Origin of the sequence: uncultured Paracoccus sp. (genome assembly GCF_945915435.1) — a bacterium.
Lineage (GTDB): Bacteria > Pseudomonadota > Alphaproteobacteria > Rhodobacterales > Rhodobacteraceae > Paracoccus.
This window is the reverse complement of record NZ_CAMEFG010000056.1, coordinates 1-22,997: the sequence shown is the minus strand read 5'-3', so window position 1 is coordinate 22,997 and position 22,997 is coordinate 1. Positions and strand designations below refer to the sequence as shown.

At 68.2% G+C, this 22,997-nt stretch carries 19 protein-coding genes and 1 pseudogene; 9 read left to right on the top strand and 11 right to left on the bottom strand.

The features are described 5' to 3' along the window. Positions 1–183 precede the first annotated feature (183 nt). From recJ to Q0O97_RS15600, 3 genes are all read right to left on the bottom strand, one after another. On the bottom strand, positions 184–1,935 hold the full coding sequence (gene recJ / locus Q0O97_RS15610) for a single-stranded-DNA-specific exonuclease RecJ (RefSeq protein WP_294931407.1): 1,752 nt from the start codon (positions 1,933–1,935) through the stop codon (positions 184–186). A 184-nt stretch (positions 1,936–2,119) separates the two neighbouring features. Continuing rightward, the gene (glpX, locus tag Q0O97_RS15605; RefSeq protein ID WP_294931404.1) at positions 2,120–3,085 is read right to left on the bottom strand and encodes a class II fructose-bisphosphatase; all 966 of its coding nucleotides are present in this window, start codon (positions 3,083–3,085) and stop codon (positions 2,120–2,122) included. 80 nt (positions 3,086–3,165) lie between these two features. Further along, on the bottom strand, positions 3,166–3,417 hold the full coding sequence (locus Q0O97_RS15600) for a BolA family protein (protein ID WP_294931401.1): 252 nt from the start codon (positions 3,415–3,417) through the stop codon (positions 3,166–3,168). A 69-nt stretch (positions 3,418–3,486) separates the two neighbouring features. Between Q0O97_RS15600 and Q0O97_RS15595 the strand changes: the two genes are divergently transcribed. Further along, the gene (locus tag Q0O97_RS15595; RefSeq protein ID WP_294931398.1) at positions 3,487–4,113 is read left to right on the top strand and encodes a DnaJ domain-containing protein; all 627 of its coding nucleotides are present in this window, start codon (positions 3,487–3,489) and stop codon (positions 4,111–4,113) included. Positions 4,114–4,184: 71 nt separating this feature from the next. Here the strand turns inward: Q0O97_RS15595 and lnt are convergent, their stop codons facing one another. Both lnt and Q0O97_RS15585 read right to left on the bottom strand, forming a co-directional pair. Further along, positions 4,185–5,681: an apolipoprotein N-acyltransferase gene (lnt, locus tag Q0O97_RS15590; protein WP_366125264.1), complete on the bottom strand. Its 1,497-nt coding sequence runs from the start codon at positions 5,679–5,681 to the stop codon at positions 4,185–4,187. 584 nt (positions 5,682–6,265) lie between these two features. Then, positions 6,266–7,753, bottom strand: a pseudogene (locus Q0O97_RS15585) (DEAD/DEAH box helicase); the annotation flags it as partial. 514 nt (positions 7,754–8,267) lie between these two features. Here Q0O97_RS15585 and Q0O97_RS15580 point away from each other — a divergent pair. From Q0O97_RS15580 to Q0O97_RS15545, 8 genes are all read left to right on the top strand, one after another. Further along, entirely contained in the window at positions 8,268–8,576 is a 309-nt protein-coding gene (locus Q0O97_RS15580; protein WP_294931392.1) for a DUF485 domain-containing protein, read from the top strand. A gap of 38 nt (positions 8,577–8,614) precedes the next feature. Then, the gene (locus Q0O97_RS15575) at positions 8,615–10,282 is read left to right on the top strand and encodes a cation acetate symporter (protein WP_294931410.1); all 1,668 of its coding nucleotides are present in this window, start codon (positions 8,615–8,617) and stop codon (positions 10,280–10,282) included. A 5-nt stretch (positions 10,283–10,287) separates the two neighbouring features. After that, positions 10,288–11,778, top strand: a complete 1,491-nt coding sequence (locus Q0O97_RS15570; protein ID WP_294931389.1) for a putative nucleotidyltransferase substrate binding domain-containing protein — start codon at positions 10,288–10,290, stop codon at positions 11,776–11,778. Further along, a complete protein-coding gene (locus tag Q0O97_RS15565) occupies positions 11,775–12,047 on the top strand; it encodes a hypothetical protein (RefSeq protein WP_294931386.1) in 273 nt (90 codons plus the stop codon). The genes Q0O97_RS15570 and Q0O97_RS15565 overlap by 4 nt, the downstream gene beginning before the upstream one ends. Then, positions 12,044–14,767, top strand: a complete 2,724-nt coding sequence (locus Q0O97_RS15560) for a sensor histidine kinase (RefSeq protein ID WP_294931383.1) — start codon at positions 12,044–12,046, stop codon at positions 14,765–14,767. Before Q0O97_RS15565 ends, Q0O97_RS15560 begins: the two co-directional genes overlap by 4 nt. Next, a complete protein-coding gene (locus tag Q0O97_RS15555; RefSeq protein WP_294931380.1) occupies positions 14,764–15,129 on the top strand; it encodes a response regulator in 366 nt (121 codons plus the stop codon). Before Q0O97_RS15560 ends, Q0O97_RS15555 begins: the two co-directional genes overlap by 4 nt. Continuing rightward, entirely contained in the window at positions 15,126–17,285 is a 2,160-nt protein-coding gene (locus Q0O97_RS15550) for an exonuclease domain-containing protein (RefSeq protein ID WP_294931377.1), read from the top strand. The genes Q0O97_RS15555 and Q0O97_RS15550 overlap by 4 nt, the downstream gene beginning before the upstream one ends. Positions 17,286–17,411: 126 nt before the next feature. Continuing rightward, positions 17,412–17,888 carry a DUF2155 domain-containing protein gene (locus Q0O97_RS15545; protein WP_294931374.1) on the top strand — a complete coding sequence of 159 codons (477 nt, stop codon included), beginning with the start codon at positions 17,412–17,414 and terminating at the stop codon, positions 17,886–17,888. Here the strand turns inward: Q0O97_RS15545 and aat are convergent. The 6 genes from aat to Q0O97_RS15515 all read right to left on the bottom strand — a co-directional run. Beyond that, complete coding sequence (gene aat, locus Q0O97_RS15540; RefSeq protein WP_294931371.1) at positions 17,852–18,478, bottom strand: leucyl/phenylalanyl-tRNA--protein transferase; 627 nt, start codon at positions 18,476–18,478, stop codon at positions 17,852–17,854. The genes Q0O97_RS15545 and aat overlap by 37 nt on opposite strands. Before the next feature lie 58 nt (positions 18,479–18,536). Further along, positions 18,537–19,886, bottom strand: a complete 1,350-nt coding sequence (gene accC / locus Q0O97_RS15535; RefSeq protein ID WP_294931368.1) for an acetyl-CoA carboxylase biotin carboxylase subunit — start codon at positions 19,884–19,886, stop codon at positions 18,537–18,539. A gap of 7 nt (positions 19,887–19,893) precedes the next feature. Then, positions 19,894–20,421 carry an acetyl-CoA carboxylase biotin carboxyl carrier protein gene (gene accB / locus Q0O97_RS15530; protein WP_294931365.1) on the bottom strand — a complete coding sequence of 176 codons (528 nt, stop codon included), beginning with the start codon at positions 20,419–20,421 and terminating at the stop codon, positions 19,894–19,896. Between the two features lie 78 nt (positions 20,422–20,499). Continuing rightward, entirely contained in the window at positions 20,500–21,396 is an 897-nt protein-coding gene (locus Q0O97_RS15525; RefSeq protein WP_294931362.1) for a lysophospholipid acyltransferase family protein, read from the bottom strand. Next, positions 21,393–22,280: a DMT family transporter gene (locus Q0O97_RS15520; protein ID WP_294931359.1), complete on the bottom strand. Its 888-nt coding sequence runs from the start codon at positions 22,278–22,280 to the stop codon at positions 21,393–21,395. The genes Q0O97_RS15525 and Q0O97_RS15520 overlap by 4 nt, the downstream gene beginning before the upstream one ends. Positions 22,281–22,354: 74 nt before the next feature. Next, positions 22,355–22,997: transketolase C-terminal domain-containing protein (locus Q0O97_RS15515; RefSeq protein WP_294931356.1), on the bottom strand; the 643-nt coding region annotated here is incomplete at its 5' end.

Sequence of the window (22,997 nt, the reverse complement as noted above, 5' to 3'; positions counted from 1 at the left end):
GAACCCCTCTTTCCAGGTTGAAAACCTGGCGTCCTAACCGATAGACGAACGGGCCACTCAGTCGCGTGCGAGGCTGTGCCTCGTGGCGTGGAGCGGTGTTTAGGCCAGCCCGTCCTAGGGTGCAAGAGGGAAAAATCGCGAAACCCCAATTTCTTTTCTCTACCTCGCAGCGGTCGGCAAGGCTCAGGCGGGGGCGGCATCCTCAAGCCGCAGGCGCAGCCTTTCGCGGCCGCCCCACAGCGACAGTTCCAGCCGCCCGGCAAGGTGGAAACGCCGCCCCTGCGCGCCCAGAAGGGCCGGACCCAGCGGGCCGGACATCGCGCCCCAGGCGACGGCCTCGACCGGATTCGCGCCGGGGCTGCGAAAGCGCAGCCGCAGGTGGCTGTCGCCCATCGTGCCGACATTGTCGATCAGTTGGTCGGCAAAGGCGAAACGCGGCGCGGATGCGGCCTGTCCGAAGGGACCGGCGCGCTCCAGCAAATGCATCAGCTCAACCGTGGCGCCCTGCGGATCCAGCAGGCCCGAGATGCGCAGATCGTGGACACCGCTGCGATCCGCCATCTCGCGCAAGAGCAGCGATTCGAGACGGGCCATCGCGGCGGGGATCTGCTCTTCGGCCACGGTCAGCCCCGCCGCCATCGCGTGACCGCCGCCCTTGATCAGCAACCCCTCGGCGGCAAGGCGCTGGATCGCGCGGCCAAGGTCCACACCGGCGACCGAGCGGGCCGAGCCTTTGCCCACCCCGTTCTCGACCCCGATCACGACCGAGGGCAGGCCCAGCGATTCCTTCAACCTTGCCGCGACGATGCCGACGACGCCGGGATGCCAGCCCTCGCCCGCCGCCCATGCCAGCGTCCTGGCCTGACCCTCGGCCAGGCGGACCTCGGCCTGCGCCGTGGCCTCGGCCCGGACGGCGGCCTCGATGGCACGGCGTTCGCGGTTCAACTCGTCCAGTTCCCCGGCCAGGCGGCGGGCGGCGGCGGGGTCGGTCGCCGAAAGGCAGCGCGCGCCCAGGTCGGCACGGCCGATGCGCCCGCCCGCGTTGATCCGCGGGCCAAGCAGAAACCCCAGGTGAAAGGCGGTCGGGCGGCTGTCCAGCCGGGCAACATCGGTAAGGGCGGCAAGGCCGATCCGCTCGCGCCGGGCCATGACGGCCAGCCCCTGGCGCACGAAGGCGCGGTTGACGCCGGTCAGCGGCGCGACATCGGCCACCGTCGCCAGCGCCACCAGGTCCAGCATGGGGATCAGGTCGGGCAGGGGGCGGCCCTGTTCGCGCAGCAGCCGGTTGGCCTGCACCAGCGCCAGGAACACCACCCCCGCCGCGCAGAGATGGCCAAGCGCGCCATCCTCGTCCATGCGATTGGGGTTCACGACGGCCAGCGCGGGGGGCAGCGTCTCGGCCCCCTGGTGGTGGTCCAGCACGATGACATCGGCACCCTTCGCCGCCGACAGTGCGTCATGGCTCAGCGTGCCGCAATCGACGCAGACGATCAGGTCATGCGCTTCGGAAAGCGCAGCCATCGCGGGGGCATTCGGGCCATAGCCCTCGTCGATGCGGTCGGGAATATACAGCGTCGCATCGCGGCCCTGCGCACGCAGCCAGTCCAGCAGCAGCGCGGCCGAACAGCCGCCGTCCACGTCGTAATCGGCGAATATTGCGATGCGCTGCCCGGCGGTCGCGGCTGCGGCCAGCCGCTCGGCGGCGGGAGCCATGTCGCGCAGGGTCAGCGGATCGGGCAGCAGGTCGCGCAGCTTGGGGTCCAGGTGCCCCTCGGCCTCATCCGCACCGACGCCGCGCGCGGCAAGGATGCGGGTGATGGCCAGCGGCAGGCGGGTGGATTGGCCAAGCGCCTCGGCGGCGCGTTCCAGAACGGGGTCGGGGGCGATCCAACGCCGCCCGGTCAGCGAATGTTCGACATCGAGAAAGGCCGTCATGTCCGCTTTCTGGGCCAGCGGCGACGATCATGCAAGAGGGCACCGCGCCCGCGCTTTCTTCATCAGCCAAATACCCTGGGGGAGCGCGGAACGCGCGGGGGCGAAGCCCCCGAAAGATGCCGGGCAAGACCCTGAAACGATGGGCGGACCCGAAGGCCCGCCCGTTTGGCGATACCCCGCGGTCTCAGCGGATCGGGTTGCGATAGATCATCCGCCGGACCGAGCCGGTCTTCGACCGCATCAGGATGGTCTCGGTTTGCAGATAATGCGGCTCGCGCTTGACCCCTGCCAGGATCGAGCCGTTGGTCACCCCGGTCGCGGCAAAGATCACGTCCGCCGTCACCATCTCGTCGCGCGAATAGATGCGGTCCAGGTCGGTGATCCCGGCCTTGGCGGCGCGGGCCTTTTCGTCGTCATTGCGAAACAGCAGTCGGCCCCAGATCTGGCCGCCCATGCATTTCAGCGCCGATGCGGCCAGGACGCCCTCGGGCGCGCCGCCCGAACCCATATACATGTCGATGCCGGTCAGTTCGGCTTCGGCGCAATGGATCACGCCCGCGACGTCGCCGTCGGTGATCAGGCGGATGGCCGCGCCGGTCGAGCGGACCTCGGCGATCATCTCCTCGTGCCGGGGGCGTTCGAGGATGCAGACGGTGATGTCGCTGTCCTTGACGCCGCGCGCACGGGCCAGCGCCCGGACGCGCTCGGCAGGCGACATGTCCAGGCCGACCACGTCCTTGTCGTAGCCCGGACCGATCGCCAGCTTGTCCATGTAGACGTCGGGCGCATGCAGCAGCGTGCCGCGCGGGGCCATCGCGATCACGGTCAGGGCGTTGGGCATGTCCTTGGCGGTCAGCGTCGTGCCTTCCAGCGGGTCCAGGGCGATATCGACCTCGGGACCGTTGCCCGAACCGACTTCCTCGCCGATATAGAGCATCGGGGCCTCGTCCCGTTCACCCTCGCCGATGACGACGACGCCCTTGATGTCCAGCATGTTGAGCTGTTCGCGCATGGCGTTGACGGCGGCCTGGTCGGCGGCCTTTTCGTCGCCGCGCCCGATCAGGCGGGCCGAGGCATGGGCGGCGGCCTCGCTGACACGGGCCAGGCCGAGCGAAAGCAGGCGGTCTTTGAATTCCCTGGACTGGCTCATCATCTGTTCCTTGTGAAAATGGCGTTGCCGCGCTTCTACGCGGCGGGGCGAAACCCGGCAAGGGTGGGGGCGCTAACGGATCAGCCGTCGGAGAGTTCCAGCGCAAGTGCGTGGATGCGGGGCACGATGTCGCCCAGCGTGCGATGGATCAGCCGGTGCCGCTGGATGCGCGACAGGCCCGCGAATTCCGGGCTGGCCATGCGGATGCGGAAATGGGTCTGCCCGCCTTCGCGCCAGCCGGAATGGCCGCGATGGTTTTCGCTTTCGTCGATTATTTCCAGCCGCGTGGGCGCCAATGCGCCAAGCCTGACGCGCATGTCATCCGCTATCATCCCGAATCCCCTTTCATGTCATGCGAAATAGCCTAAACTGCTGCCTCCGACGAGAACAAGGCAGGTAAAATGAGCAAGAGCGACCCGTTTGCCTTCGATATATCCGCGGCTTCGGACAAGAAGCGCCGGGCCAAGGGGCGGCGTGGAATGTCGGGTGCGTTCGAGACCTCGACGCGGCAATGCGACAAGGAAGGCTGCAACGAGCCGGGGCAGTATCGTGCGCCCAGATCGCCGGACAACCTGAGCGAATATTACTGGTTCTGCAAGGAGCATGTGCGCGAATACAACATGCGCTGGAACTATTTCCAGGGCCAGTCCGAGGCCGAGTTCCAGGAGTTTCTGGACAATGCCACCGTGTGGGAACGGCCGACCAAGCCCTTTGGCCGCGCCACCGCCGAACAGAAATGGGCGCGCCACGGCGTCGACGATCCGCTGGAGATCCTGGGCGCCAACGGCACCAATCCCGAATTGCGCAAGCGCAGCAGCCGCAAGCTGCCCCCTACCGAACGCCGCGCGCTGGAGATCCTGGAAGCGTCCGAGACCTGGACGCGCACGGAAATCCGCAAGCAATACAAATCGCTGGTCAAGGACCTGCACCCGGACATGAATGGCGGGGACCGCTCGGACGAGGATCGCTTGCAGGAGGTCGTCTGGGCCTGGGACCAGATCAAGGAAAGCCGCAGCTTTCGGGACTGATCGCCGGATGGGGGCTTTGCCCCCGCGCGTTCCGCGCTCCCCCAGGGTATTTGGGTGATGAAGAAAGGCGATCAGCTTTGCCGGCGGCGCGCGGCGAAGAGCAATGTGGCGAGGGCTGCCAGCAGGGCGGGCCAGTTTCCGGATCTTGCGTAGAGGGTTTGCGGCAGGGCTGCGGGCAGGGTGGTGTCGATGCTGCCCGCGCTGTCCAGCGGCAGGTGGTCGCGGACGGTTCCGCGCGCGTCGATCACGGCGCTGACCCCGGTATTGGCGACGCGGATCATCGGCAGGCCCGATTCGATGGCGCGCAGGCGGGCCTGTGCGAGGTGCTGCCAGGGACCGGACAGGGTGCCGAACCAGGCGTCATTCGTGACCTGGAGCAGCCATTCGGGGCGGTTTTCGTGGTCGGTGACGAGGTGTTGGGGGAAGATCGCCTCGTAGCAGATCAGCACCTGCGCGGGGGGCAGGCCGTGGCCCAGGCCGTGCAGGGTGCGGGGGCCGGGACCTGCCGAATAGCCATGACCGAGTTGCGCAGCAAAGGCCGAGACGCCCAAACGGGCCATCGTGTCGCCCCAGGGGATGTATTCGCCGAAGGGGACGAGGTGGAACTTGTCGTAGATCCGGGGTGATGCGCCGGTCTCGCGGAATTCGGTGAAGCTGTTGTAGTAGCGGCTGCCCTCGGCGCGCTGGATGCCCAGCAGGACGGGCGCGCCTACGGCGGCGGCGATCTGCCGGGGCAGGGTTCCGGCTTGTTCCAGCGAGAAGGTGACGGCGGTTTCGGGCCAGATGACCGCATCCGGGCGACGGCCATCGGCGCGCGGGGCGGCGGACAGGTCGATCAGGCGCTGAAAGAAGACGCCGGACCAGTATTCGTCCCATTTCAGTGCCTGTTCCACGTTGGGCTGCACGAGGCGCAGCAGCCGGTCGCTGTCGGCGGGCAGGGGCTGGCTGAGGCGCAGGGCGCCCCAGCTGAAGGCAAGTGCGACGGTCAGGGCGGACAGGATCGCGCCGGGCAGGGCGGCCCGCCACAGCCGGGGGGCGCCGCGCCAGAAGGCAAGCGGCAGGGCGGCTGCCAGCATGGTCAGCGCGGACAGGCCGATGCTGCCAAACAGCGCGGCGGTCTGGCCGGCGGGCGTGTCGATCCAGATATGGCCGGTCAGTGCCCAGGGCAGGCCGGTGAAGATCCAGCCGCGCAGCCAGTCGGACAGGACCAGCCCGGCGGCGAAGGCGATGCCACGTCCCTGCCACCCCGTTGCAAGACATGCAGCGGCCAAGGCGGGGACAGCCCAGAAGACCCCACCCCCCGCAGCAAGGAAGATCAGCGCGAAGGGGGCCATCCAGCCATATATCTCGGGCTCGACCAGAAAGGGTTCGGTGATCCAGAACATCGCGGTGGCGAAGTAGCCCAGGCCCGCGAAAAAGCCTGTGAAGAGGGCCGCGCGCGGGCGACTGCGCCCTACGCGCCAGGTCAGGATGGCAAGCGCGATCAGGGTGGCGGGCCACACCCCCCAAGGCGCCTGGCCCAGCGCGGCCAAGGCGCCCAGCGCGGCGTTGACCAGAATCTGGCCCAAGCGAGAGAGGGGGCTTGCCGCGACAGCTCGCATCGCCAGGAACCCGGTCAGTTGCCGTTTTCGCTGGGGCTGCCTTCCGGGGTTGCCGCGGCGGATTCGGTTGCCGGAGTGGTTTCGGCTGCGGTCGCCGCCTTGCGGGTGCGGCGGCGCACGGGCTTGGCGGGGGCTTCCTCGGGCGCTGCGGGGGCGTCGCCGTTACTTGCCGTTTCGGCTTGGGGCGCGGTCTTGCGGCTGCGCGTCGCCCGTTTGCGGGGGGCGGGCTTGGGGGCCGGTTCCTCGGCCACGGCATCGGGCTGGGCCGTTTCCTGCGCCGTGTCGTCGCCGGTGGCGGCCTCGGCCTCGGGCTGAGGATCGGGCGCCTTCGCGCGGTTGCGGCGGCGGGCGGGTTTCTTTGGCTCGGCCGGTTCTGCCGGGGTGGGTTCCGCTGGGACAAGTTCTGCCGGGGCGAGTTCTGCCGGGGCGGCGGGCGCCTCGACGGGTTCGGCCACGGCCTGCACGGTTTCGGCGGGCGCGGTTTGGGCGGGCGCGGGTTCGGGGGTTTCCTGCGGTTCGGGCGCGGGTTTCGGGGTCTCGATCTCGACGGTTTCCACCGCGAAAAGTTCCGGGCGGAAGCTGCGGGTCAGGAAGTCGGGAACGTGATCGCCCATCCCCATGACGGCGTGATGGTCGCCCGAGCGGCGGCGGTCGCCGCCCCTGTCATTGCCCCGGCGGTCGCGGCGGTGGTCGCGCTGTTCGTCCTGATGGGCTTCGCGGGCAGGCGCGGGTTGCGGCGCCGGTTCGGGGCGGGCCGGGGCGCGGCCTTCCTCGCGCGCGGGCTGATCCGTCTCGTCGCGGCTGCGGCGGCGGTCGCGGGACTTGCCGTTCCGGCCCCCGCGTTCGCCCGAGGGGCGGGGCGCGTTCTGCGCGGCTGCGGACAGCGTGAAGCCTTCGGGGACCGGCGCGCGGGGCAGGGTCTGCTTGACCAGCGTTTCGATGGCGGCAAGATATTTGTCATCCAGCGGCGTCGCGATCGAGATCGCAGTGCCCAGTCGTCCGGCGCGGCCCGTGCGCCCGATGCGGTGGACGTAATCCTCGGCATGGCTGGGCAGGTCGAAGTTCAGCACATGGCTGACGGCGGGAATGTCCAGCCCCCGCGCGGCCACGTCCGAGGCGATGAGGAAACGCAGCTTCCCCTCGCGGAAATCGTCCAGGGTGCGCATCCGCTGCTTCTGGTCCAGGTCGCCGTGGATCGGCGCGGCGTCATAGCCATGCGCCTTGAGCGACTTGGCGACGATATCGACGTCGGTCTTGCGGTTGCAGAAGATGATGGCGTTGGTCAGCGCCTCGCCCTCGGCGTCGATGACGGCGCGCAGAAGCTCGCGCTTTTGCTTGGCGGTCTGGTCCTTGCGGGTGGGCGCGATCTCGATCAGGCGCTGGGTGATGGTTTCCGAGGTGGTGGCCTGGCGCGCGACCTCGATCCGTTCGGGGCTGTGCAGGAAGGTGTCGGTGATGCGCTCGATCTCGGGGGCCATCGTGGCGCTGAAGAACAGCGTCTGGCGGGTGAAGGGCGTCAGTTGGAAGATACGCTCGATATCGGGGATGAAGCCCATGTCCAGCATCCGGTCGGCCTCGTCCACGACCATGATCTGCACGCCGGTCAGCAAGAGCTTGCCACGCTCGAAATGATCCAGCAGCCGGCCCGGCGTCGCGATCAGCACATCGACGCCGCGGTCGATCAGCTTGTCCTGTTCGCCAAAGCTGACGCCGCCGATCAGCAGCGCCTTGGTCAGGCGGGTGTGCTTGGCGTAGGTGTCGAAGTTCTCGGCCACCTGGGCGGCCAGTTCGCGCGTCGGCGCCAGCACCAGGCTGCGCGGCATCCGCGCGCGGGCGCGGCCACGGCCCAGCAGGGTGATCATCGGCAGCGTGAAGCTGGCGGTCTTGCCGGTGCCGGTCTGGGCGATGCCCAGCACGTCGCGCCCTTCCAGCGCGGGGGGAATCGCACCCGACTGGATCGGGGTGGGGCTGTCATAGCCCGCTTCGCTAATGGCCTTGAGGACCTTCGGGTCCAGTTTCAGATCGGAAAATTTTGTCATGGGGTTCGTAACTAAGGAAATCCAGCGTCCAGATGATCGACCGGCGTCGGACCAGTCGGCAAGAAGGGACGCATAACTGCCCAACGCCCCAAACGAATTCCCGCCATGCGCGGGTATTGGCCGACTAGCGCAATTCCGGTCGAGCGTCAATCAAATGCGGCGCCAGCCTTTCGGCTGAGGGAAGCGCGCGGGCATTTCGGCACCTGCGACCTTGTGTCGCGACGACCCCGCGACATGATCGTGCGTATTTTCGGCGCGTCGTATTCTTTTATTGCTTGCCGACCTGTTCCGGGGCAGACTGGCGGCAGGAGTGTAGCCGGGCGCCTATTCATCGCCGCCCGCGCATGACCCGAGGAGGAGAGATATGGTCGCAACTGAACGGCATGTCCTGCCGCCGTCGGGTGGCCGCTAAGCCCCCCGCGGCGGGCTTTTTGTTTTCTGTTTGCAATCAACACCGCAACCGCCCCGCAGGGGCGGATCACTTCACGCGGAAGAAGAAAGGGACCCAGATCGAATGGATCATGATATCGTCTCGCGGATCGAGGCCGATCCGAATTATCAGGCGCTCCGGTCGCGCCGCTCGGGCTTTGGCTGGATGCTGACCATCGCGATGCTGGTGGTCTATTACGGCTTCGTCCTGCTGGTCGCCTTCCAGAAGGACCTGCTGGCCACGCCCATCGGGGCTGGCGTGACCACCTGGGGGATGCCGCTGGGGTTCGGCGTCATCGTCTTTACCATCCTGATCACGGCGATCTACGTCCGCCGCGCCAACAGCGAATTCGACGACCTGAACGACAAGATCCGGCGCGAGGTGCTGAAATGAGACCTTGGGGGAAAATCGTGCTGGCCGCAGGGGCGGTCATGGCGCCGGGCGCGGTGCTAGCGGATGTGATCCAGGGCGGCACGCGCCAGCCGACGAACTGGACCGCCATCATCATGTTCGCCGTCTTCGTGGTGGCGACGCTTTTCATCACCAAATGGGCGGCATCGCAGACGAAATCGGCGGCGGATTTCTATACTGCCGGGGGCGGCATCACCGGGTTCCAGAACGGGCTTGCCATCGCGGGCGACTATATGTCGGCGGCGTCTTTCCTGGGAATTTCGGCGGCGGTGATGATCTCGGGCTTCGACGGGCTGATCTATTCGATCGGTTTCCTGGTCGGCTGGCCGATCCTGACCTTCCTGCTGGCCGAAAAGCTGCGCAACCTGGGCAAGTTCACCTTTGCCGACGTCGCGGCCTTTCGCTTTGCGCAGACGCCGGTGCGGCTTTTCGCGGCTTCGGGCACGCTGGTCGTGGTGGCCTTCTACCTGATCGCGCAGATGGTCGGCGCGGGATCGCTGATCGAGCTGCTTTTCGGCCTGGATTACTGGATCGCGGTGGTGATCGTCGGTGCGCTGATGATGGTCTATGTGCTGTTCGGCGGCATGACGGCGACGACCTGGGTGCAGATCATCAAGGCCTGCCTGCTGCTGGGGGGCGCGTCCTTCATGTCCTTCATGGTGCTGTGGCGCTATGGCTTCAGCCCCGAGGCGATGTTCGCCGATGCGGTCCGCATCAAGTCCGAACTCGCCGCGGGCGGGGCCGAGATCACCCCCGAGGACACCGCCGCCGGTCAGTCCATCATGGGGCCGGGCAGCTTCATCCGCGACCCGATCTCGGCCATTTCCTTCGGCATGGCGCTGATGTTCGGCACGGCGGGCCTGCCCCATATCCTGATGCGCTTTTTCACCGTGCCCAGCGCACGCGAGGCGCGCAAGTCGGTGATGTGGGCGACCACCTGGATCGGCTATTTCTACCTGCTGACCTTCATCATCGGCTTTGGCGCGATCACGCTGGTGCTGACCAATCCCGGCTTTCTGGACAGCGAGGGCGGGCTGATCGGCGGCAACAACATGGCGGCGGTCCACCTGGCGCAGGCCGTGGGGGGCAATATCTTCCTGGGCTTCATCTCGGCGGTGGCCTTTGCCACGATCCTTGCGGTGGTGGCGGGGCTGACGCTGTCGGGGGCCTCGGCGGTGGGCCATGACCTTTATTCGACGGTCATCAAGAAGGGCGAGGCCGACAGCGGCGCGGTCCTGCGCGTGTCGCGCGTGACGACGCTGGCCTTGGGCGTGCTGGCCGTGGTGCTGGGGATCGCCTTCCAGAACATGAATATCGCCTTCATGGTGTCGATGGCCTTCGCCGTGGCGGCGTCGGCCAACTTCCCGGTGCTGTTCATGTCGGTGCTGTGGAAGGACTGCACCACCTGGGGCGCGGTCAGCGGCGGTTTCGTGGGGCTGATTTCCTCGGTCGCGCTGACGGTGCTGTCGCCCTCGGTCTGGGTCGATACGCTGGGCAATCCGGCAGGCTCGGCGCCGTTCCCCTATACCTCGCCCGCGCTGTTTTCGATGACGGCGGCCTTCCTGACGATCTGGATCGTGTCCCGGCTGGACAACGGCCAGCGCGCCCGGATCGACCGCGCCGGGTTCCCCGCCCAGCAGGTGCGTTCGGAAACCGGCATCGGCGCGGCCGAGGCCTCGTCGCACTGACGGCCATGACGGGGCGCAAACCGCATATGACAGGGGAAGGGGCGCCGCCGCCCCTTTCCGACGACCGCCCGGCACCCGACCGCGAGCAGCGCGAATTCATCGCCCTGATCAGCGCGCAGGTTCGCGACGCCTTCCTGCGCAAGCCGCATTTCGTGGATGCCGGGACCGACCTGGTTACCGTCTGCCGCCAGCTTGCGCAGAACGGCATCGCCGATGCGCTGGTCACCGAGGGCGACCGGCTGGGCATCTTCACCACCACCCGCCTGCGCGATGCGTTGCTGTCGGACCAGCCGCCGGGCAGCATCCGGGTGGGCGACTTCACCACCTTCGACCCCTATAGCGTGTCGGCGGGGGATTCGCTGCACGACGCCATGAACCTGATGCTGCGCCACCGTGTCCATCGTGTCCTGGTGCGCGAGGGGGGGCAGGTCGTGGGCATTCTCAGCCAGCTTGACCTGATGGGGTTCCTGGCCAACCATTCGCACCTGATTCTGTCCGATGTCGAACGCGCCGGGGACATCCCTGCCCTGGCCCGCGCCGCGCAAGAGGTCGAGGGGCTGATCCGCGGTCTCAACGACGACGGCGTGCGGACCCCGATCATCGCGCGGCTGGTCGGACGCCTCAACCGCCGGATCTTTGCCCGCCTGTGGGACATGCTGGCCCCGCCCGAGATCCACGCGAATTCCTGCCTGATTGTGATGGGCAGCGAGGGGCGTTCGGAGCAGGTCGTGCGCACCGATCAGGACAACGCGCTGATCCTGCGCGACGGCTTCGACCACCCCCGGCTGGCCGAGGTCACGCAGGCATTCACCGATGCGCTGATTTCCTTCGGCTATCCCCCCTGTCCCGGCGGGATCATGCTGAGCCGCCCGCTGTGGCGCCAGCCCCTGCGCGGGTTTTGCGAGGCGCTGCGCAAATGGGCGCATGGGGGCGACCCCGAAGGGCCGATGAACCTGGCGATCTTTCTGGATGCCGACGTGGTGGCGGGCGACGCCGGGCTGCTGGCGCAGGCGCGCGCCTATCTGCGCCGCATTGTCGGGGACAGCGATGTCTTTCATGCGCGCTTCGCCCTGGCCATTCGGCAATTCGGCGAGGGTGGCGGCTGGTGGCGCAGGCTGCCCGGCCTGCGCGGACCCGAGGCGGCCGAGATCGACGTGAAGAAGCTGGGCATCTTCCCCCTTGTCCACGGCGCCCGCGCCCTGTCCCTGCAATACGGCATCGAGGCGCTTGGCACCGATGACCGCCTGCGCGCGCTGGCCGATGCCGGGCGGCTTGCCCCCGACCAGGCCCGCGACCTGGCCGATGCGCTGCATCGCCTGATGGCGCTGAAACTGGCCGCCAACCTTGCCCAGTTGACCGCCGGCGCGACCCCCGACAACACCATCCGCCTTGGCAGCCTGGGCAAGCTCGAGCGCCAGTCCCTGCGCGACGCGCTGGCCATCGTGCGCGAGTTCAGGGGCTGGATCGCCCACCACTACCGGCTGGACATGCTATGAGACGGGGGCGCCGCAAAGACCGCCCGGTCCTGATCGCGCTGGTCTGCGCGGGGTTCATGGTGTTCAACTTCCCCCTGATGCTGGTCTGGGATCAGCGGGCCAGCCTGTTCGGCCTGCCGATGCTGCCGCTGATGCTGTTTGCGATCTGGGCCGGGCTGATCGGGCTGCTGGCGCTGGTCAGCGAAAGGGGCGCGCGCCGGGATGCGCCGGACGGCAAGCCGCATGTGGACGAAAACGGCAGTCGCGACGAAGGCGGGGGGCCGAGATGATCCCACCCGCCCTGGTGCTGGCCACGGCCTTCGGCTATCTGCTGCTGCTTTTCGCCATCGCCGCCTTTGGCGACCGGCGGGCGGCGCAGGGCCGCTCGATCATCGCCAATCCGTGGATCTATGCGCTGTCCTGGGGGGTCTATTGCACCGGCTGGACCTATTTCGGCAGCGTCGAGCGGGCGGTCTCGGGCGGCGTGTGGTTCCTGCCGATCTATCTTGGCCCGATGCTGGCCATGTTCCTGGCCTGGATCGTGGTGCGCAAGATGGTGCGGATCGCGCGGACCTACCGCATCACCTCGATCGCGGATTTCATCGCCAGCCGCTACGGCAAAAGCCCGCTGCTGGCCGCGCTGGTGACGGTCATCACCGTAGTCGGCGTGCTGCCCTATATCGCGCTGCAACTGAAGGCCGCATCCGCCGCCTACGAGGTGCTGGCGATCGGGCAGGGCGCGGAACGCGCGGCGGTATGGTGGGCGGACGGAACCTTCTACGTCGCGCTGATGCTCGCGGCCTTTTCCATCGTCTTCGGCACCCGCCATCTGGACCTGTCCGAGCGCCACGAGGGGCTGGTCGCTGCCGTCGCCTTCGAATCCGCCGTCAAGCTGATCGCCTTCCTTGCCGTCGGCATCTTCGTCACATGGGGCCTGTTCGACGGAATGGGCGATCTGTGGCGGCGCGCGCAGGAACTGCCCGAACTGGCGGACCTGATGCGGCTGGATGCGCAGGGGCCGGGCAGCTTCGGCCATACGCAATGGTTCGCCATGACCGCGCTGGCGATGCTGGCGGTGCTGCTGCTGCCGCGCCAGTTCCAGGTGATGGTGGTCGAATGCACCGACGAAAACCATATCCGCCGGGCGGCATGGCTGTTTCCGCTGTATCTGCTGCTGATCAACGTCTTCGTCCTGCCCGTCGCGGTCGGCGGCATCCTGATTTTCGGCCAGGGGGGCGCGGACCCGGAAACCTTCGTGCTGGCCCTGCCGATGTCGCAGGGCGCCACCGCGCTGGCGCTGGTCGTCTATATCGGCGGGCTGTCGGCGGTCACCGGCATGCTGATCGTCGAGACCATCGCCATCGCCACGATGATCTGTAACGACCTGGTCATGCCCGCGCTGCTGCGCCGCAAGGGCTTCGCCGCTCGTTCCAGCGGCGACCTGACGCGGCTTTTGCTGAATATCCGCCGCGCCGCGATCCTGTTTCTGCTGATGCTGGGCTATCTCTATTTCCGCATCGCGGGGGCGGGTCATGCGCTGGTTTCCATCGGGCTGATCAGCTTTGCCGCCGTCGCGCAATTCGCGCCCGCGCTGTTTGGCGGCATGTATTGGCGCGGCGGCACGCGGGCGGGGGCGCTGGCCGGAATGCTGGGCGGTGCGCTGGTCTGGGCCTATACGCTGATGCTGCCCTCGGTCGCGGGCGCGGGCTGGCTGCCCGCCGGGTTCCTGCAAGCGCCCTTTGGCCTGTCCTTCCTTGCCCCCGAGGCGCTTTTCGGCCTGCACGGCTTCGATCCGCTGACGCATTCGCTGTTCTGGTCGATGCTGGTCAATATCTCGCTTTACGTCGGCGTGTCGCTGGCGGGGGCGCAATCGGCGCGCGACGCCAGCCAGGCGCTGCTGTTCGTGGATGTCTTTCGCTCGACCGGGGCCGAGCCGATCTTCTGGCGGGGCCGTGCCAGCATCGGCGACCTGCGCGGCCTTGCGGTCCGCCTGCTGGGCACCGACCGGGCCGAGGCGCTGTTTCGCGACCACGCGCGCGAGACGGGCCTGCCTGCGGATGCGCTGACCCCCGACGCGCGGCTGGTCGACCGGATCGAGCGCCAGATCGCCGGCGCGGTCGGCACCGCCTCGGCCCGCGTCATGGTCGCCTCGGTCGCGCAGGAAGAGCCGCTGACCATCGACGACGTGGTGCAGATCCTTGAAGAAGCCTCGCAGGTGCGCATCTATGCGCGCGAGCTTGAGGAAAAATCCCGCAAGCTGGAGGCCGCCACCGCCGAACTGCGTGCGCTCAACGAAGAGCTGAAAAGCCTCGACCAGCTCAAGGACGATTTCATGTCCTCGGTCACGCATGAACTGCGCACGCCCCTGACCTCGATCCGCGCGCTGGCCGAACTGATGCACGACACGCCCGACATCGACCCCGAGGAACGCGCCGAATTCATCCGCATCATCGTGTCGGAAAGCGAAAGGCTGGGGCGGCTGGTCAACCAGGTGCTGGACCTGGCCAAGATCGAGGCGGGCATGGCCGAATGGACCAGCGCCGAGGTCGACATGCGCGCATTGGCGGGCGACGCGCTGCGCGCCACGGCGGAACTGTTTCGCGAAAAGGGCGCGCTGGTGCGGGCGCATCTGCCCGACGAGGTGCCGACGGTCCGTTCCGATGCCGACCGGCTGATGCAGGTGCTGATGAACCTGCTGTCCAATGCCGCGAAATTCGTGCCGGATACCGGCGGGCGCGTCGATCTGATCCTGCGCCGCCACGGCAACTGGCTGGAACTGCGCGTCCAGGACAACGGCCCCGGCGTTCCCCCCGCCGACCGCGCCGCGATCTTCGACAAGTTCCGGCAGGCGGGCGAGGTCGCCTCGCGCCCCCCCGGCACCGGCCTCGGCCTTCCTATCAGCCGAGAGATCGTCAATAATCTGGGCGGAGAGATGTGGCTGGAGCATCAGCCGGATGGGGGGGCCTGCTTCGCCTTTCGCCTTCCCATCGAGCAGGGAGGTTCAACATGACCGCAAGGGTCCTGATCGCCGACGACGAACCCAATATCGTCCTGTCGCTGCAATTCATGCTGAAGCGCGAAGGCTACGAGGTGCTGGTCGCCCGCGACGGAACCGAGGCGCTGGAAACCATCCGCCGCGAAATGCCCCGGCTGGTCCTGCTGGACGGCATGATGCCCGGCCTGTCGGGCTTCGAGGTCTGCGAGGCCGTCCGCGCCGATCCCGCCCTTGAAGGCGTGCGCATCCTGATGCTGACCGCCAAGGGCCGCGAGACCGACATCGCGCGCGGCACCGGGGCGGGGGTGGACGACTACGTCACCAAGCCCTTTTCCACCCGCGAACTGATGGCCCGCATCCGCGGGATGCTTGCATGAGGGCGCGCCGCCGCCTGCTGCTGGCGGCCCTTGCCCCCGGCGCCGCGCTGGCGGTCTGGCTGGCGCTGCTGGCGGCGGTCCTGCTGCTGCTGCCGGGGCAGGACGGTGGCGGTGGGGGGGCGGCGCTGGCCGCGGTTCTGGCCAGCCACGGTGCGGCGATCTTTGCCCTCTGGGCCTTGGGCGCGGCGGTTTTCGGCTGGCTGGCGCGGCAGGCGGCGCTGCGCTACCTGCTGGCCCCCGCGCAACTGGCCGAGGGCGCGGCCCTGCTGGCCGAGGATGCCGGGGCGCCGCTTTTGCCCGAACCCGGCCACGATCCGGCGGATGCGCTTGCGCGCGCCGTCAACCGGCTGGCGATGGATGCCCGCGCGACCCATGCGGAAAAAGAGCGCATGGTGGCCGAGGCCAGCCGCAAGGTCGCGCAGGAACGCGACCAGCTTGGCGCGCTGATGGCCGAGTTGCAGCAAAGCGTCGTCGTCTGCAATCTCGAAGGGCGCATCCTGCTTTACAACGCCCGCGCCCGCGCGCTTTTCCATCGCCTGACCGCCGCGCCGAACGGTTCGGGCGCGGCAGGCGGGGCCGAACTGATCGGCCTTGGCCGTCCCATTCACGCGGTCCTCGACCCGGCGCTGATCGACCATGCGCTGGAAGGGGTCCGGCACCGCATCGCGCGCGACGAAGGCGCGGTTTCGGCCCGTTTCGTGATGACGGCGCCAGCGGGGCATCTGTTGCAGGTGATCCTCGCGCCCGTTCCCTCGCACGATGGAACCGCGGCGCTTGGCGGCTATGTCCTGCTGCTTGACGACATCACCCAGGATCACGCCACCCAGTCCCGCCGCGACCGCCGCCTGATCGAACTGACCGAGGCCAGCCGCCGCAGCCTCGCCAGTATCCGCGCCGCGCTGGAGATGCTGGATTATCCCGATCTGGACCAGTCCGAGCGCGACGGCTTCCACGCCGTCCTGCGCGACGAGGTGAACGCCATGAGCGCGCGGCTGTCGGCGCTGACCGAGGACGCCTCGCAGGACCTGCTGTCGCGCTGGCCCTTGCAGGACATGCCGGGCGGCGACCTCTTGGGTGCCGCCGCCCGCCAGATCGCCGCCGACACCGGGCAGGAGGTCGAGATCCTCGGCGCCGATCCGGCCAGCCCGGACCCGCTGTGGCTGAGCGTGGACAGCTTTTCGCTGGTGCAGGCGCTGGCCTTCCTTGCGGGCAGGCTGGGACCGGGCGCGACCCCCGGCCTGCGGCTGGCGCAGGCGGGCAACTGGGCGCATCTGGACCTGTGCTGGCCCACCGCCTCGGGGATCGCCGCCCCCGCCGGGTGGCAGGCCGAGGGGGTGCCCCTTGGCGGCAGCGCCTCGACCGTCACCCTGCGCGAGATCGCCGAGCGCCACGGGGGCGAGCTGTGGCTGGAACACGACCGCGCGGCGGGGCTTTCCTGCTTTCGCTTTCTGCTGCCCCTGGCAGTCGAGACGGGCGGCGAACAGGTCCTGCCGCCGCGGCCCGAATATTACGATTTCGACCTCTTTGCGCCGGGCCAGCCGGGCCATGCGCTGGACGACCGCCCGCTGGACGGGCTGACCCTGACCGTTTTCGACACCGAGACGACCGGGCTGGACCCCACCGGCGGGGATGAGATCATCCAGATCGGCGCCGTGCGCATCCTGAACGGCCGCCTGATCCAGGGCGAGGTTTTCGACCAGCTTGTCGATCCCGGCCGCGCGATCCCCGAAGCCTCGATCCCCTTCCACGGCATCCGCCCCGAGATGGTGCGCGGCCAGCCCCGGATCGGGCAGGTCCTGCCCGCCTTCCATGCCTTTGCGCAAGACAGCGTGCTGGTCGGCCACAATGTCGCCTTCGACATGCGTTTCCTGCAAATGAAGCAAGCCGATACCGGGCTGCGCTTCGATCAGCCGGTGCTGGACACGCTGTTGCTGGCCAGCGTCGCGCAGCCCCGCCAGCAATCCTATGCGCTGGAAGAGATCGCCGCCCGGCTGGGGGTGCCCGTGACCGCCCGTCACAGCGCGGCGGGCGATGCGCTGACGACGGCGCGGCTTCTGCTCAAGCTGATTCCCCTGCTGCGCCAGCAAGGTATCGTCACGCTGGCCGAGGCGCGCGAGGCCGCCGAGAAATCCTATTACGCGCGGTTGAAATATTAAGGCGCGGCCCGGCGGGGAACTGCCCCCGCCGCAGCAAATACGCGCGAGCGGGGATGACCGGGCATGGCGCCGCCCGGCGAAAGCGGCTAGAACCCCGATGACCGGTCCCAACGCGCGTGCTGCCCCATGAAACGCTGGCTGCTGCCCTTCCTGATCCCGCTGTCCCTTGCCGTCCCCCTTCACGCGCAAGAGGACGAGCCGCTGGCCGACCCCGAATTCGAGGATCCCGCCCTGCTGCCCGTCCCCGACGAGCCTTCGGCGGCCGAGCGCGAGGCGGCCGCCGCCGCCCAGCAAAGCGGGCTGCGCACCGACCGTGCCGCCGGCGCGCATCTGCGCGGGCTGGACAAGATCACCGGCAAGGCGGTCGATATCGAGCTGACGAACGGCCAGAGCTATTCCTACGGGCGGCTTGAACTGCTGCTGAGCGAATGCCGCTATCCGCAGGACGACCCCAGTTCGGACGCCTTCGCGGCGCTGACGATCACCGATCTCAGCCGCAATGCGATCGTGTTTTCGGGGTGGATGGTCGCCTCCAGCCCGGCGCTGTCGGCGCTGGACGACGCGCGCTATGACGTCTGGGTGATTTCCTGCAACAACGCCTGACGGTCGGGCAGGGGGCGGCGGATGTCGGCGTCGCGCGTCAGGGCCTCGGCCAGCAGCAGGCGATAGCGGGCGCGCGGGATCTCGACCCCGCCCATGCTGGCAAGATGGGGGGTCAGATATTGCGTGTCGAACAGGCTGAAGCCGCAGCCGCGCAGGTGCATGTCCATCCACAGCAGCGCCATGCGCGAGCCGCTGGGAAGGGTCGAGAACATGCTTTCCCCGAAATAGGCCCCGCCAAGCACGACCCCGAAGATGCCGCCCGCAAGCTGGCCGTTCCGCCAGACCTCCAGCGCATGGGCGTGGCCGTGATCGTGCAACTGGCGGTAAAGGCGGCGCAGGGGGCGGTTGATCCAGGTCTCGGGCCGGGCGGCGCAGCGGGCCACCACGGCGTCGAAATCGGGGGCGTGGCGCGCCGACCAGTCCCCCCTGCGCAATTCGCGGATGAGCGAGCGCGAGGCATGGACCCCGCCCAGGGGCAGGATGCCGCGCGGATCGGGTTCAAACCAGAAAAGCTGGTCGTCGCCCGCATCCGCCGCCATCGGAAAGATGCCGCGCGCATAGCCCGCCAGCAGGTTCTGGGGCGTCAGCATCGCCGGGGCGGTCCGGTTGGCCGGGCAGGGCGCGATGGCGGCCCCGCCCGGCGCAGGGTCAGGACGCGGCTTTCGCGGCCAGCCATTTTTCCAGCCAATGGATCGAATAATCGCCCGACTGGATGTCGGGGTCCTGCACCAGTTCGGCGAACAGCGGGATGGTGGTGTCCACCCCGTCGATGATCAATTCGCCCAGGGCCCGCGACAGCCGGGCCAGGGCCTCGGGCCGGTCGGTGCCGTGGACGATCAGCTTGCCGATCAGGCTGTCGTAATAGGGCGGGATGCGATAGCCGTCGTAAAGCGCCGAATCCATCCGCACGCCAAGCCCGCCGGGCGCGTGATACTGGGTGATGGTGCCGGGGCTTGGGCTGAAGTTGGGCAGCTTTTCGGCGTTCAGCCGCACCTCGATGGAATGGCCGCGGATCTTGAGGTCCTCTTGCCGGAAATCCATCGGATAGCCTGCGGCGACGCGGATCTGCTGGCGGACCAGGTCGACGTCATAGATCGCCTCGGTCACGGGATGCTCGACTTGCAGGCGGGTGTTCATCTCGATGAAATAGAACTCGCCGTCCTCGAACAGGAACTCGATCGTGCCCGCGCCCGCATATGCGATGCGTGCACAGGCATCGGCGCAGATCTGGCCGATCCTTGCGCGCTGTTCGGGGGTGATGCAGGGGCCGGGGGCTTCCTCGAAGACCTTCTGGTGGCGGCGCTGCAAGGAACAGTCGCGTTCGCCCAGATGGACCGCCCGGCCCTTGCCGTCGCCAAAGACCTGGACCTCGATATGGCGGGGCCTTTGCAGGTATTTCTCGATATAGACGTCGGGATTGCCGAAGGCGGCCTTGGCCTCGGTCCTTGCGGTGCGGAAGGCCGATTCCAGCCCGGCCTCGTCCGTCGCGACCTTCATGCCGCGCCCGCCGCCGCCCGCCGTGGCCTTGATGATCACCGGATAGCCGATTTCCTGCGCGACGCGCAGCGCCTCATCGACATCGTTCACGCCGCCGTCCGAGCCGGGCACGCAGGGCACGCCCAGGTCGCGCATGGTTTCCTTGGCGGTGATCTTGTCGCCCATGATGCGGATATGTTCCGCGCGGGGGCCGATGAAGGTGATGCCGTGGTCTTCCAGCATCTGCGCGAAGCCCGCGTTTTCCGACAGGAACCCATAGCCGGGATGGACCGCCTGCGCGCCCGTGATCTCGCAGGCCGAGATGATGGCGGGCATCGACAGATAGCTGTCGGTCGAGGAAGGCGGCCCGATACAGACCGATTCGTCGGCCATGCGCACATGCATCGCATCCGTGTCCGCCGTCGAATGGACCGCGACCGAGGCGATGCCCATCTCGCGGCAGGCGCGGATCACGCGCAGGGCGATTTCGCCGCGGTTGGCGATCAGGATCTTGTCGAACATGCGCCCCTCACTCGACCACGACCAGGGCGGTTCCGAATTCGACGGGCGAGCCGTCGTCGACCAGGATGCGGCGCACCACGCCGGAACGGGGCGAAGGGATATGGTTCATGGTCTTCATCGCCTCGACGATCAGAAGGGTGTCGCCTTCGGACACGTTCTGGCCGATGGAGACGAAGGGCGCCGCGCCGGGTTCGGGCGCCAGGTAGACCGTGCCGACCATCGGCGAGGTGACCGCGCCCGGCAGCGAGGCCGGATCGGCGGCGGGGGCCGCCGCAGCGGGTGCAGACCCGGCGGCAGGTGCCGGGGCAGCGGCCAGCGGCGCGGGCGCCGCCGATGCGGCGGGGGCCTGGACCATCACCTGCTTGCCGTGCTTGGACAGGCTGACCGTCAGGCGGTCGTTTTCGCCATATTCGCGCTTGACCGAAATCTCGCTCAGCTCGCTGCTGTTGAGAAGCTGGGCCAGCGACTGGATGAAGGCGACATCGCCCTGGTGGCGTGCTTCCTGTTCTTCGCTCGTTGTCTTATCGTTGCTCATAAGGTCCTCTGCCTGATCCGGTCATGGCGATTTTCGTCTGTATAGCGTCCCAAACGGCGCAAGGAAAACGGAAATGCCTCATGTTTGCTGTTTCCAGCGCCGATGCACCCAGAGCCATTGGCCCATGTGGGCGCGGACCAGCTCTTCCAGCCGGTCGTTGAGAAGCTGCATCATTTCAGCCGGTTCCGTATGGGGAATCGGCTCGCCCACATGGATGTGGAAGTCCAGGCCGTCCGGCTGGCGGATGCTGAAGACCGGCACCAGCAGCGCGTCGTAGCGGATGGCGAGTTCGGCAGGCGTCAGCACGGTTTTCGTGGGCAGGCCGAAAAAGCGCAGGTCCGCGCCGCGCCCGTCATACTGGTCGAAGCCGATGGCCAGCCAGCCCCCGCCTTTCAGAAAGCGCAGCATCGCCGCAAGCCCCGCGCGGCCACGGGGGAACAGGGGCTGGGAAATCGACTCGATCGCGGCGACGTAATGGCGGTTGAATGCCTGGTTGTTCATCGGTCGGTAAAGCCCGCCGACCGGCCAGCCGCGCGCGCGCATCGCGGCGCGCATGGCGTCGTAATTGCCGAAATGCGCGCTGGCCAGAACCACGGGGCGGCCCGTCCGGGCGACCTCTTCCAGCGCCGGCAGGCCGGGACCGATGAAGGGATCGCGGGCGCGGATGCGGGCGCTGAACGCCTCGCCCGAATAGGTTTCGGCCAGGCTGCGGCCCGCATTGTCGGGAACCGCGCGCTCCAGCCGGCGCACCTCGGCGGGGTCCAGGTTGGGGCAGGCCAGCGCAAGGTTCTGGCGGATACGCTTGCGCCAGCCAGCCGCCGGGGCCAGCACATGTGCAAAGAGCCAGCCCATCAGCGCGATGCGCCGGTGATAGGGCAGCGCCTGCGCCAGCCGCATCAGGGCCAGAAAGGCGCCGTTCGCGATGCGGTCGCGCAGCGGCGGGGTGTCGGCTTGTTCGTTCGGGTCCTGCGTCATTCCTGCCCTTTCATTGCGCGGGCCTCTCGGGTCCAGACATAAAGGCCGGCGCCGGCAATGATAAGTGCCCCCATAACGGTCCAGCGGTCGGGCAGCACGCCCCAGAACAGCCAGCCCCAAAGGCTGGCCCAAAGCAGCCCGGTATAGACGAAGGGGGCGATCATGCCCGCCTCGGCCAGTGCGAAGGCGCGAATCAGCAGGACCTGCGACAGGGTGCCCAGCATTCCCACCAGCGCAAAGGCCCACAGGTCGCCCGCCGCGACGGGCGTCCAGAAGAACGGCACCGCCGCCGAGGTCAGCCCCGCCCCGATCATCGCGGTCCACAGGATCGAGGTCATGGTCCCGTCCACCCGCGCCAGCCGCGTCAGGATCGCCCCCGCCGCGAAGGTGAAGGCCCCGATCAGCGGCAGCAGCGCCGCCGGATGGAACACGCCCGATCCGGGCCGGATGATGATGAGCGCCCCCACCAGCGCCGCGCCGATCCCCATGATGCGGCGCGGCCCGATGCGCTCGCCCAGAAACAGCGCGGCGAAAAGGGTGATGAGAACGGGATTCGTGTCCATGATCGCCGTCGCCTCGGCCAGCCCGATATAGGCCAGCGAGGCGAAGAACAGCATGACCGAGGCCAGTTGCGCCAGCCCCCGCAACGCCTGCACGAGGGGCGCGTTCGATCGCAGGACGCGCGGCAATCCGCGCCCGACCAGCGCCAGCACGATCAGCAGGTTGACGGTATAGCGCACCCAGACGATTTGCACCGTGTCATAGCGCGGGGCAAGGTATTTGGCCGTGGCATCCATCAGCGTGAAGGCCAGGATCGAAAGCAGCAGCAGCAGGATGCCCAGCTTCTGGTCTTGCAACAGGTTGGGTGCGGGTTGGGATGCCATGATCGCCTTGCAGGCCCGTTACGGGAAAACCCGCCCCTTGCCGGGACGGGTCGTCTTGTCATCGGCGCCCGGTGTCAGCCCAGCAGCTTGCGGGCCAGTTCCACCGTCGCCTCGGGCGTGATGCCGAACTGCCTGTATAGCTCGGGCGCGGGGGCCGAGGCGCCGAAGCCGGTCATGCCGACGAAGCCCGATGCCGCTTCGGACCCGCGCTCGCCCATCAGCAGCCAGTCCCAGGGCTGGCGCACGGCGGCCTCGATGGCGATGCGGATGGCGCCTGCGGGCAGGACCTCGCTGCGATAGGCGGCGTCCTGATCGCGGAACAGCTCCATCGAGGGGACCGAGACGACGCGGGTGGGCACGCCCTGCGATTCCAGCACCTCGCGGGCGGCGACGGCGATTTCGACCTCGGACCCCGTGGCCATCAGGATGACCTGCGGCGCGGCAGATGCCTCGCGCAGCACATAGGCGCCGCGTGCGGTCAGGTTTTCCCCGGTGTGATCCACGCGCAGCGTCGGCAGGTTCTGCCGCGACAGCGCCAGCACCGAAGGGGTCGCGTCGGTGGTCAGGGCCAGTTCCCATGCCTCGGCGGTCTCGACCAGATCGCAGGGGCGGAAGACCCAGGTGTTGGGTGTCGCGCGCAGCATCGCCAGATGCTCGACCGGCTGGTGGGTCGGGCCGTCCTCGCCCAGACCGATGCTGTCATGGGTCATCACATAG

What these genes read in the sequence shown, in the direction of transcription:
- Q0O97_RS15520 (WP_294931359.1), bottom strand. Translation starts at nt 22,280, where the DNA reads ATGGCATCCCAACCCGCACCCAACCTGTTGCAAGACCAGAAGCTGGGC.
- Q0O97_RS15600 (WP_294931401.1), bottom strand. Translation starts at nt 3,417, where the DNA reads ATGATAGCGGATGACATGCGCGTCAGGCTTGGCGCATTGGCGCCCACG.
- Q0O97_RS15595 (WP_294931398.1), top strand. Translation starts at nt 3,487, where the DNA reads ATGAGCAAGAGCGACCCGTTTGCCTTCGATATATCCGCGGCTTCGGAC.
- Q0O97_RS15580 (WP_294931392.1), top strand. Translation starts at nt 8,268, where the DNA reads ATGGATCATGATATCGTCTCGCGGATCGAGGCCGATCCGAATTATCAG.
- aat (WP_294931371.1), bottom strand. Translation starts at nt 18,478, where the DNA reads ATGCTGACGCCCCAGAACCTGCTGGCGGGCTATGCGCGCGGCATCTTT.
- accC (WP_294931368.1), bottom strand. Translation starts at nt 19,886, where the DNA reads ATGTTCGACAAGATCCTGATCGCCAACCGCGGCGAAATCGCCCTGCGC.
- Q0O97_RS15560 (WP_294931383.1), top strand. Translation starts at nt 12,044, where the DNA reads ATGATCCCACCCGCCCTGGTGCTGGCCACGGCCTTCGGCTATCTGCTG.
- Q0O97_RS15545 (WP_294931374.1), top strand. Translation starts at nt 17,412, where the DNA reads ATGAAACGCTGGCTGCTGCCCTTCCTGATCCCGCTGTCCCTTGCCGTC.
- Q0O97_RS15565 (WP_294931386.1), top strand. Translation starts at nt 11,775, where the DNA reads ATGAGACGGGGGCGCCGCAAAGACCGCCCGGTCCTGATCGCGCTGGTC.
- Q0O97_RS15575 (WP_294931410.1), top strand. Translation starts at nt 8,615, where the DNA reads ATGGCGCCGGGCGCGGTGCTAGCGGATGTGATCCAGGGCGGCACGCGC.
- Q0O97_RS15570 (WP_294931389.1), top strand. Translation starts at nt 10,288, where the DNA reads ATGACGGGGCGCAAACCGCATATGACAGGGGAAGGGGCGCCGCCGCCC.
- accB (WP_294931365.1), bottom strand. Translation starts at nt 20,421, where the DNA reads ATGAGCAACGATAAGACAACGAGCGAAGAACAGGAAGCACGCCACCAG.
- recJ (WP_294931407.1), bottom strand. Translation starts at nt 1,935, where the DNA reads ATGACGGCCTTTCTCGATGTCGAACATTCGCTGACCGGGCGGCGTTGG.
- glpX (WP_294931404.1), bottom strand. Translation starts at nt 3,085, where the DNA reads ATGAGCCAGTCCAGGGAATTCAAAGACCGCCTGCTTTCGCTCGGCCTG.
- Q0O97_RS15555 (WP_294931380.1), top strand. Translation starts at nt 14,764, where the DNA reads ATGACCGCAAGGGTCCTGATCGCCGACGACGAACCCAATATCGTCCTG.
- Q0O97_RS15525 (WP_294931362.1), bottom strand. Translation starts at nt 21,396, where the DNA reads ATGACGCAGGACCCGAACGAACAAGCCGACACCCCGCCGCTGCGCGAC.
- Q0O97_RS15550 (WP_294931377.1), top strand. Translation starts at nt 15,126, where the DNA reads ATGAGGGCGCGCCGCCGCCTGCTGCTGGCGGCCCTTGCCCCCGGCGCC.